The organism is Leptodesmis sp. (assembly GCF_052746595.1).
In genome coordinates this window covers 1-5,282 of sequence record NZ_JBRAGO010000174.1, presented here as the reverse complement: position 1 = coordinate 5,282, position 5,282 = coordinate 1, and the positions used below count along the sequence as shown (strand labels likewise).

Annotated in this window: 4 protein-coding genes and 1 pseudogene; 2 read left to right on the top strand and 3 right to left on the bottom strand. The window is 49.5% G+C overall.

The window, feature by feature from the left end; all coding sequences use genetic code 11:
* The first annotated feature begins 339 nt into the window (after positions 1-339).
* A complete protein-coding gene (locus ACUVQO_RS22385; protein ID WP_445928033.1) occupies positions 340-3,075 on the top strand; it encodes an FkbM family methyltransferase in 2,736 nt (911 codons plus the stop codon).
* 89 nt (positions 3,076-3,164) lie between these two features.
* A pseudogene (locus ACUVQO_RS22380) lies at positions 3,165-3,335 on the top strand (IS4 family transposase); the annotation flags it as partial.
* 192 nt (positions 3,336-3,527) lie between these two features.
* Here the strand turns inward: ACUVQO_RS22380 and ACUVQO_RS22375 are convergent.
* From ACUVQO_RS22375 to ACUVQO_RS22365, 3 genes are all read right to left on the bottom strand, one after another.
* Positions 3,528-3,674 (bottom strand): type II toxin-antitoxin system HicB family antitoxin, encoded by a 147-nt coding sequence (locus tag ACUVQO_RS22375; protein ID WP_445928032.1) that lies wholly within the window; start codon positions 3,672-3,674, stop codon positions 3,528-3,530.
* A 53-nt stretch (positions 3,675-3,727) separates the two neighbouring features.
* A complete protein-coding gene (locus ACUVQO_RS22370) occupies positions 3,728-3,874 on the bottom strand; it encodes a hypothetical protein (RefSeq protein WP_445928031.1) in 147 nt (48 codons plus the stop codon).
* A gap of 108 nt (positions 3,875-3,982) precedes the next feature.
* Positions 3,983-5,005, bottom strand: coding sequence for a glutathione S-transferase family protein (locus ACUVQO_RS22365; RefSeq protein ID WP_445928030.1), 1,023 nt, complete (start codon positions 5,003-5,005; stop codon positions 3,983-3,985).
* Positions 5,006-5,282: the final 277 nt, after the last annotated feature.

The window sequence follows — 5,282 nt, the reverse complement described above, 5'->3', positions numbered from 1 at the left end:
GGATATTCTTCTCCTCTAGCCTAATTTTCCTACCAAGAAGGTGACACGCACCCTTGACGGCCAACATCAAAGAAGTGATTGAATTATGTTTGCAAGAAGGAGAAGTCGAAGGCTTATCTGGGTTTGTCGGTATCCAAAAGGTTTTAGTTTAATGCCAAGATTCCCTACTGTAACTGGTTCTGAACTAAGGTTTGTTAAGAGCAATACTCGAGATACCGAACTAATTGTTGAAGAGTTGATCGCTTTACTGGATTAGAAGAGCTTCGGCATTTTCGCTTAGAATCCAGAAGGATGTTATCCTCCGAAAGCTGGGTTATGAGTGCATCAGTAGCAAGTCAGTTGAATCTTGCCCAACAATATTATCAGACGGGGAATTACCTGGACGCGGAAGCAATTTTTCGGCAGGTGGTGCAGCAGTATCCCCAACAGGCAGAAGCCTTATTCTGGTTAGCTCTGATTGCGGATCAATTGGGTCGTCCGTTAGACAGCATTGCCTATTATGAACAGGTGATCAGACTGCAACCGACTTCCGCAGAAGTGCATGGCAATCTGGGTTCGGTCTTAATGAAAGTGGGGCGCTTAGAGGCTGCGATCGCTCATCACCGGGAATCTCTCCGCCTCAGTCAGAACAGTGCCAAGGCCCATTACAATCTGGCGATCGCGCTTTATCAGAATAATCAGGTTGAGGAAGCGATCGATCACTATCGCCAGGCGATCGCCTCCATGCCGGATTATGCCCATGCTCACCACAATCTGGGAATGGCGTTGTATAAGCAGGGGCACGTCGAGGAAGCGCTGCAGCATTATCGTCGGGCGGTGGAATTGGAGCCAAACCATACCAGTGCCCGCAATAGTTTAGGAGTGGCGCTGTATCAACAGGGGCAGTTAGAAGCGGCTATTGAGCAATATCGACAGGCACTGGCAATTAGTCCTGGCTATATCAGTGCTCACGACAATTTGGGCATTGCGCTGAAGCAACAGCAAAAGTTGACAGAAGCGGTCTTTCATTTTCAGCAGGCGATCGCCCTAAATCCTCATTACGCCAACGCTTACATCAACCTGAGCAACACCTTACGGGAAATGGAGCAGTTTGAGGAGGCGATCGTTCATGCTCAGGAAGCGATTCGACTACAACCCGGTAACGCCGATGCTCATAATACTTATGGTTGCATTCTGGTAGATCAGGGACGGTTTGAGGAGGCGATCGTCGCCTTTGAAACAGCTATCCAGCACCGCCCTGACTTTGCTGATGCCCATTTAAATCTGGGCTTGGTTTTGCTGCAACTAGGACATTTTCAACGGGGGTTTGCCGAATATCACTGGCGCTGGAGTACTGCGCAATGCCCAGATTTGCGTTATACCAGTGCCCTCTGGAAAGGAGCAGAACTGCACGGCAAAACTATTTTATTAACAGCAGAGCAAGGCTTTGGGGATACGATTCAATTTGCCCGCTATGCTCCGTTGGTGGCTCAACGAGGTGGGCGAGTTGTGATTGCCTGCCAGAAGCCGCTTGTGAGGTTGCTATCGACTGTTCCAGGCGTGAGCCAGTGTGTCGATCGAGATAAGGACGATGTGGAAACTCATACCCACACTCCCTTGCTGGAGCTACCCTGGATTTTTGGCACGACATTAGACACGATTCCAGCTCAGGTTCCCTACGTTAGCCCACCCCCAGATTCCAACCTCAAGCTCAAAGTTCCCCCCCAGACTCGACTGAAGGTGGGTTTTGTTTGGGCCACGAATCCCAGCAATTCTACCTCCCCCAAGCGATCCTGTCCTCTGAGCCATTTCTTGTCTTTGCTGGATGTTCCAGGGATTGCGCTCTATAGCTTGCAAAAAAACGCTCCGCAGGCCGATCGCATACTCCTCAATTCCGAAGAGCGGATTCAAAACCTGGACGAACAACTCTCTGACTTTGCCGATACGGCGGCTGCAATCGTCCAACTCGATCTGGTAATTACTGTTGATACCGCTGTTGCCCATCTATCTGGTGCTCTTGGCAAACCCACCTGGACATTACTGCCTGCTATTCCTGATTGGCGATGGTTACTAAACCGGGAGGATAGCCCCTGGTATCCCACCATGCGCCTCTTCCGCCAATCCCAACCCAACGACTGGACCGAACTCTTTACCCGCGTTATCACCGCCCTGCAAACCGACCTCTCCCACCCCCATCCTTCTTTCCTTCTGAATAGTTGTTCCACCGAAACATCTTTAGCCAGCCACCCAGCCACCCAGCCACCCAGCCACCCCCTTCACTCCCCCACCTCCCCGTCTTATCCACCCCCCATCTCCCTCCCTGGTTCCAACCGCCTGAAACCATGCCGTTATGGAATTTTCCTCTACGATTCAAACGATACCTTTATTGGCCGATCACTTGATCTCTACGGAGAATGGAGTGAGGGCGAAATTAAGGTATTTCAATCCCTGATTCAACCTGGACAGACAGTTGTCGAAGTAGGGACAGATTTGGGTGCCCACACCATCTTTCTTGCCAGAGCTGCAGGGTTAGAGGGAAAAGTTTTAGCATTCGAGCCACAGCGTTTAGTCTTTCAATCTCTCTGTGCGAACCTTGCTTTGAATAATTTGACAAATACATTCCCTTTTGCTATCGCGCTGGGCGATCGCGCTGGCCTGCTTTCAGGAATCGATCTGGCTCAATCCCTGAATCGACCGACTGGGGGGGGACGTTACTTGCCGGAATCTGTGCAAGTGGCAACACTGGATAGCTTTGCGATCGCCTACTGTCACTTCATCAAATTCAATGTGGGAACTCGCCTGTTACCCGTCCTGCAAGGAGCCGCGCAGACATTACAGAAAACTACTCCGATTCTGTATGTCATCAGCGATCGCCCTTCGCCTCCGATCGATGCTTTGGCGTACCTGCAAGCGATCGGCTATGCCCTCTACTGGCACCGTCCCCCCCTCTACAATCCTGATAACTTCTGCCAGAACCCTGACAATGTCTTCGGTTCAGCCACGTTAAATAACGTTTTAGCTTTTCACCGTTCCCTCAATATCACCGTTAATGGCCTGGAACCAGTCAATATTAGTCAACATCCAGCAATAAAGTAGCTACTTGGCAGGAGTAACCTGCAGTTTGATCGGTAAAGTTGTGCGGCAGCAGATAACCCTGAACGCTCACCGATAATCTCTGTTATCAAATTCATCTCAAAGCGCAGTTGAATCTGGCTCAATTCCTATTATTGTCGCTGCTCATTCAACTGTTACAAAGCCTGCGAACGGTCAAACTCGAAGCCTTAGCGACAAAGCTACCGATTCCGATTTTGGCTAAGAGCCGACGACGGAAACTGCAACGCTTTTTGAGGTTACCCCAATAACTAAAAACCTATCATGTGGTGGTGCTGGGTGACCGAGAGTTTTGCTTGGCACGACTGGCCCAATGGCTCAAACGACAGCGGGTTTATTGCACTGTGCGCAAACCCATAGGTTGGGCGAGTGGACATTAGTCGCTTACTGGCGCAAGCAATATCGCAAGCGATGCTCGAAAGAGGGAAGTTTATCAACTAGGAAAACAGGCTATGACTTTGATCCGGTGCTTCTTCCATCGTTTTCCCCCATGCGTGACAGCCTGCTATAGCTGGAATGTAGGCACCAAACGCGACATGATCATCAGGACAAAGCACGACTGTATAACTCTTTAGTGATGACATGGCAGACCGAAGTTGAGACTGTTTTGACATCCCCTCATAATGATGTATCTGACTCAATGGGATAATACCAAATGCATCACCCTACCTGTCCCGCTGTTAGGATCTGTCAACACTCCATCAATTAATTCAGCCCGTCTTTCCAGTCCTGAATTGTCCAGAGCCAGATAGTCTGCAAAGGTCAGCTTACGGGTGGAAGTCATAATGTACTGTCAGAAGGCTTGTGGACAAGAACATTGGAGGGGCTGTTTTTGCCATTTGTCCTTTGGCATTTGTGAACAACCACCAATTAAGGACTAATGACAACACTCTCATAACATTATATCTGGCCCGATCGGAATGATGCCGCCCGGATTCAGCGGAAACAAATTACTGTAGTACTCTCGTTTCACGGCTTCTAAATTGCAGGTATCAGCCACGCCAGGAAAGTGATACAGATCCCGCAGATATGGCCCTAGATGCTCGTAATCCTGAATACGACGACGGTTGCATTTAAATAAGCCGTAATAGACAATATCAAAGCGAAACAGGGTGGTGAATAGACGCACATCGGTTAAGGTAATGCGATCGCCACATACATACTGCTGGTTTGTTAACACCTGATCAATTTCATTCAATGTGGCAAACACTCCTTTACAGGCTGTTTCATAAGCATCCTGAGTTTGGGCGAAACCACAACGATAGACCCCATTATTGACAGAATGATAGATTTTATCATTCCATTCGTCGATCGTTGCTTTCAACTCATTTGGATATAAATCAAGTTCAGGATGTTTGGCAAAAGCATTCATCTCCGAGTTCAGCATCACAATAATGTCTGAGCTTTCATTATTGACGATCGTTTTCGTTGACCCATCCCACAATACCGGAACCGTGCAGCGTCCCGCATATCCCGGTGCAGCCAGTTCATACAAATCTGCCAGGGTACGACAGCCTACTTCCGGCACGTCCAAAATCCAACCGCCCTCTTCCGGCGCAGGAGAGACAATGGACACCGCGATCGCCTCTTCCAATCCTTTCAACGCCCGTACCACCAGTGTCCGATGTGCCCAGGGACAACCCCATCCCACATACAGCTTGTAGCGGCCTGCGGTAGGCGGATAGGTCGCATTTGGAGCAGAACTGATCGCATTGCGAAACTGGCTCTCCGGACGGATGTATTCGCCCACCTTGTTGCGGGGAGCCAGATTGGACATCATCAAGTGCCACATCTGCGTCCAGACAAAGCGCCCGGTTTGGATCATCAGCTTGGGAGGGAGCGATCGCCCTTTCTTGCAGCCAGTTTGAGATTTTGCAGAGTTGCCGGCCTGGGGTGTATCAGAAGGTTGTGCCATAACATCTGCCCATGAGAAGATACGTCTCGTTTACGACGCTACCACACCAGGCGAAAATAGTACGCATGGACAACGATTTACTGCCGTTTTTAGTCGGAGTGGGATTGCTGGTAGTCTACCTGATCTTTTCTGCCCTCACCGAGATGGGCACCAAATGGCCGTGGCGGAAATGATCTCATTCAGGATTCACTAAATCATTGATGTACTTGTGAACATAGTGTGCTTAGTGGTGCAGAAAAGTGCTGAAAGTATTGGTATAGGGGAAGTCTCATCCGAG